Below are 4,503 nucleotides of genomic sequence, written 5' to 3' on the forward strand. Positions count from 1 at the left end.
GAGCAACAGCGACTGGATGACGCTGAAAAAGCAAATCGAGCAACACGAGCTGCGGATTGTCAGCCTCGATGTACCCACCTCATGGCAGGCGCTGTCAGATAAAGATCCTTCGCAGGCTGACCCAATCACCCGCGCCGTGATAACCGCCATCAATAATATGCTTATCGACCTGATGGCCTCGATGTCGCATAAGGACTGGCTGAGCCGCCGCCATCGGCAGAAGCAGGGAATTGAACGGGCACATACGCTGGGAAAATACCGGGGCAAACAGGCCGATCAGGAACGACATAAGAAAGTTCTGTATTACCGACAGGTCAAGAAACTGAGCATAAGAGAAACTGCTGAAGCCACCGGTTACAGCACATCTCAGGTCTGCAGGATTCAGGCCCTGTTCAGGCCTGAAAATTAAGCACATTTTCTGAGGCTGGAAATCAACTCATGCTGACAGCCTGAGCCTGTTGGCATGGTAAGCAATGTGCTCACCAATAAAGCTGGAAATGAAATAATAGCTGTGGTCGTAACCAGTATGATATCGGAATGATGTGTTGATGTTCATCTCGTTGCACACTCTTTCAAGACTTTTAGTGCGTAACTGATCTTCATAAAAGGCGTCACTTAATCCCTGGTCAATAAAAATTTCTGGTAATTTCGCACCCTGTAAAATGAGACTGACGGGATCGTAGTGCTCCCACGTTTTTTTATTTTCACCCAGGTACGCGGTGAATGCCTGTTGTCCCCATGGCACCTGAGAAGGTGACACTATTGGTGAAAATGCCGATACACTCACATATTCATCAGGATTTCGCAGCGACAGAACCAGCGCTCCCAGCCCCCCCATGGAGTGACCGGATATTGATTTCCTTGATGTTACAGGTAAATGCTCCATGACAACATCCGGAAGCTCATGGAGAATATAGTCATACATCCTGTAATGCGTGTTCCACGGATGTTCCGTCGCGTTCAGATAAAATCCGGCACCCTGGCCCAGATCGTAGCTGTCAGCATCTGCGACATGCTCTCCACGGGGACTGGTATCAGGAACAACGACGATGATGTTGTTCCTGGCGGCATAATGCTGCATACCCGATTTGGTGATGAAATTCTGCTCCGTACAGGTCAGACCCGAGAGCCAGTACAGGACCGGCAGTTTTTCTGTTGCTGCTTTGGGGGGAAGATAAACACCGAAATTCATCCCACAATTAAGTGTTTGTGAATTATGGCGGTATACGTTTTGCCAGCCGCCAGCGCTGGCATGCTGCTCGATGAGTTCCATCAGCCTCTGTCTCATGGTTATTTCCCCTGACAGGGAGTCAGGGGAAGTCTCTTTATAGCCGGACGTCAGATGAACGTATAAGCCGTGATTTTGTTACCCGCAGGGTCTCGCAGGTAGGCTGCATAGGCTCCAGGGAGATGGCTGCGCGGGCCAGGCTGACCTTCATCTTTCCCTCCGGCGGCAAGGCCCGCGGCGTGGAAAGCATCAACTTCTTCCGGACTTGCAGCTGCAAAGCCGACAGTAACGCCGTTGGCCGATGGCGCTTCACCGTTGCCCGGATGTGCAATAATAAAGGCTGGCTTTTCGCGACCATAAAGTACCCAGCCATTGCCAAACGGGCCGAGGTTATTGATGCCAAGCGTACCGAGGACAGCATCGTAAAAATCAGCGGATTTTTCAACATCGGATGCACCGATGAAGACGTGGGAAAAAACGTCATTACCAGAAATTACAGGTGTTGCCATGATCCATTTCCTTCAGTTGGTTTGACTCAGTTAAGACGCTATCAGTAACGGATTACCGTACGGATTGATTTACCTTCATGCATAAGATCGAAGGCCTCATTGATTTCATCCAGCGTCATCGTGTGGGTAACAAATGGCTCCAGTTCAATTTCACCCTTCATGGCATCTTCTACCATGGCCGGAAGTTGCGTACGGCCTTTCACTCCGCCGAAAGCAGAACCTTTCCATACGCGCCCGGTAACGAGCTGGAATGGACGGGTGGATATCTCCTGCCCGGCGCCGGCCACGCCGATGACAATGGACTGGCCCCAGCCACGGTGAGCACTTTCCAGCGCCGCACGCATAACGTTGACGTTACCGATACATTCAAAAGTGTGGTCAATGCCCCATTTGTTGATTTCAAGCAGCACATCTTTAATCGGTTTGTCATGGTCGTTCGGGTTGATGCAGTCGGTTGCACCGAACTGACGGGCAAGTTCGAATTTGGCCGGGTTGGTGTCGATAGCGATAATGCGTCCTGCTTTTGCCTGGCGAGCCCCCTGAACGGCAGCCAGACCGATTGCGCCAAGACCAAAAATAGCGACAGAATCTCCAGGCTGTACTTTCGCTGTGTTGTGAACAGCGCCAATCCCGGTAGTCACGCCACAGCCCAGCAGGCAGACGTGTTCATGGTTTGCCTCCGGGTTAATTTTTGCCAGAGAAACCTCGGCCACTACCGTATACTCACTGAAGGTGGAGCATCCCATGTAGTGGTAAAGAGGCTGGCCATTGTAAGAAAAGCGGGTGGTTCCGTCAGGCATCAGTCCTTTTCCCTGAGTTTCGCGAACCGATACACAGAGGTTCGTTTTCCCGGACTGACAGAATTCACACTCCCCGCATTCGGCGGTGTAAAGCGGAATCACATGGTCTCCCGGCTTCACGCTGGTCACGCCTTCACCGACCTCCACGACGACACCGGCCCCTTCGTGGCCGAGAACCACCGGGAAAACGCCCTCAGGATCGTTCCCGGAGAGGGTAAAGGCATCGGTGTGGCAGACACCGGTGTGGGTATTTTTAATCAGCACCTCGCCTTTTTTAGGTGGTGCAACATCAATTTCAACAATCTCCAGGGGCTTCCCTGGTGCAAATGCAACGGCAGCACGTGATTTCATATGTAAATTATCCTCAATGTGATGGCTTAGCTATTTAAGATAGGCGCGAACCAGTTCAATCGTATCGTCAACGGATTTACTGATTTCATGGCTGTAGCTGTCATTCTGGTCAAAGGTTTCCCGTATGTGGCTCTCGAGCACCTCTGCCATAAGACCGTTAGCTGCTCCGCGAACGGCAGCTATCTGCTGAAGAATGGAACGGCATTCAGCACCATTTTCCAGCGCTCTTTCCAGAGCATCAATCTGACCCCGAATGCGGCGAACACGGGTAAGGACCTTTTTTTTCTCTTCAGGAGTACTGGGCATTATTTACCTCACCATTTTTGATTTTATATACTATAGTGGAGTATATAATTATCGTCAATGCATACTCCACTATAGTATAACTAAGAATAAACATAACTACCTTTATTTACGATATAAATCATATATTTATATTATTTTTGGCTGTGATACTGTCGGAAGGAAAGTTACTACAAAAATGATATCTACCGATACGGGATTTGGGGCATAGGCGGTTCTGTTAAATTTCGCCAGATATTGGCTCATCATTGATGGGGTCCGCTTGGAAAACGGAATCTATGGTCACTCCCGTTTTTGCAACACCGATTTTGACGACAAGTTGGCTTGCTTGAATCTATCCGGCGTCTGAATGGGATTTTATTCCCGCGCCTTGATGAGTTCCGCGCCTGATGAACCTCCAGAAAATATACGGCTTCAATGAGCCTTTCCGTTTTACAGGTTCCTCAACAGGCCGGTGGGCCGTTAGTATCATCAATATCAGTATTCGCAAAACCAGATCAGTAATTCTTTAAACCGGTGTATTTCTGCCGTTATGCTACATAAGTTTGCTGTCGTGCCGTTAGGGCCCAGGCTATTCTGGCCAGCTTGTTTGCCAGAGCACAAGTGACGACAAAGTTGCTTTTCCGGCACAGTAAATCCCTGACCCAATCGGCCAATTTGCCAGACTGGTGTTCCAGTTTTTGTATGAATACCCTGGCACATTGAACCAACAAAGTTCGGATCTTTTTATTACCTCGCTTACTAATTCCCAGCAATGTCGTCCTACCTCCCGTGCTGTACTGCCGAGGTACAAGCCCTGTTGCCGCCGCAAAGTCACGGCTGCTGGCGTACTGCTTCCCGTCGCCAATCTCAGTTGAAATAGTACTCGCTGTCAGTGTTCCGACGCAGGGAATGCTCAGCAAGCGCTGTCCAACCTCATCTTCGTCCAACTTTCGTTTCAACTGGGATTCCAAATCTTTAATCTGCTCAACAAGATAGTGATAATGCTGTTGTAATTTCAGCAATAACTGGCTGAGGTAAAGAGGCAAACTATTATCCTCAAGAATGGTACTCAGTCGGCTAATAACGGCAGCTCCTCGGGGAACGCTAATGCCAAATTCCAGCAGAAAAGCATGCATTTGATTGGTTGTTTTTACCTTATCCTGAACCAGGGATTCACGGACACGATGCAGAGCCCGCATTGCCTGCTGAGATTCCGTTCTGGGCTGCACAAAACGCATAGACGGACGCGATGCGCTTCACAAATAGCTTCGGCGTCGACAAAGTCGTTTTTATTGCTTTTAACGAACGGGCGGACAAATTGTGGTGATAT

The 4,503-nt window shown here is 49.5% G+C and carries 4 protein-coding genes and 2 pseudogenes; 1 reads left to right on the forward strand and 5 read right to left on the reverse strand.

The features are described 5' to 3' along the window. Positions 1-409: pseudogene (locus HMPREF1144_RS11885) on the forward strand (resolvase); the annotation flags it as partial. Between the two features lie 27 nt (positions 410-436). On the opposite strand, the gene fghA reads toward HMPREF1144_RS11885, so the two are convergent. From fghA to HMPREF1144_RS11910, 5 genes and pseudogenes are all read right to left on the reverse strand, one after another. Next, positions 437-1,273: an S-formylglutathione hydrolase gene (gene fghA, locus HMPREF1144_RS11890; protein ID WP_009652884.1), complete on the reverse strand. Its 837-nt coding sequence runs from the start codon at positions 1,271-1,273 to the stop codon at positions 437-439. Positions 1,274-1,338: 65 nt separating this feature from the next. Then, positions 1,339-1,737 carry a VOC family protein gene (locus HMPREF1144_RS11895; protein WP_000235177.1) on the reverse strand — a complete coding sequence of 133 codons (399 nt, stop codon included), beginning with the start codon at positions 1,735-1,737 and terminating at the stop codon, positions 1,339-1,341. A 41-nt stretch (positions 1,738-1,778) separates the two neighbouring features. Further along, entirely contained in the window at positions 1,779-2,888 is a 1,110-nt protein-coding gene (frmA, locus tag HMPREF1144_RS11900; RefSeq protein ID WP_000842086.1) for an S-(hydroxymethyl)glutathione dehydrogenase, read from the reverse strand. Between the two features lie 30 nt (positions 2,889-2,918). Further along, positions 2,919-3,194 carry a formaldehyde-responsive transcriptional repressor FrmR gene (gene frmR, locus HMPREF1144_RS11905; protein ID WP_001141270.1) on the reverse strand — a complete coding sequence of 92 codons (276 nt, stop codon included), beginning with the start codon at positions 3,192-3,194 and terminating at the stop codon, positions 2,919-2,921. A gap of 527 nt (positions 3,195-3,721) precedes the next feature. Further along, positions 3,722-4,503: pseudogene (locus HMPREF1144_RS11910) on the reverse strand (IS110-like element IS4321 family transposase); the annotation flags it as partial.

The sequence above is a fragment of the Klebsiella sp. OBRC7 genome (genome assembly GCF_000293135.1).
Lineage (GTDB): Bacteria > Pseudomonadota > Gammaproteobacteria > Enterobacterales > Enterobacteriaceae > Klebsiella > Klebsiella michiganensis.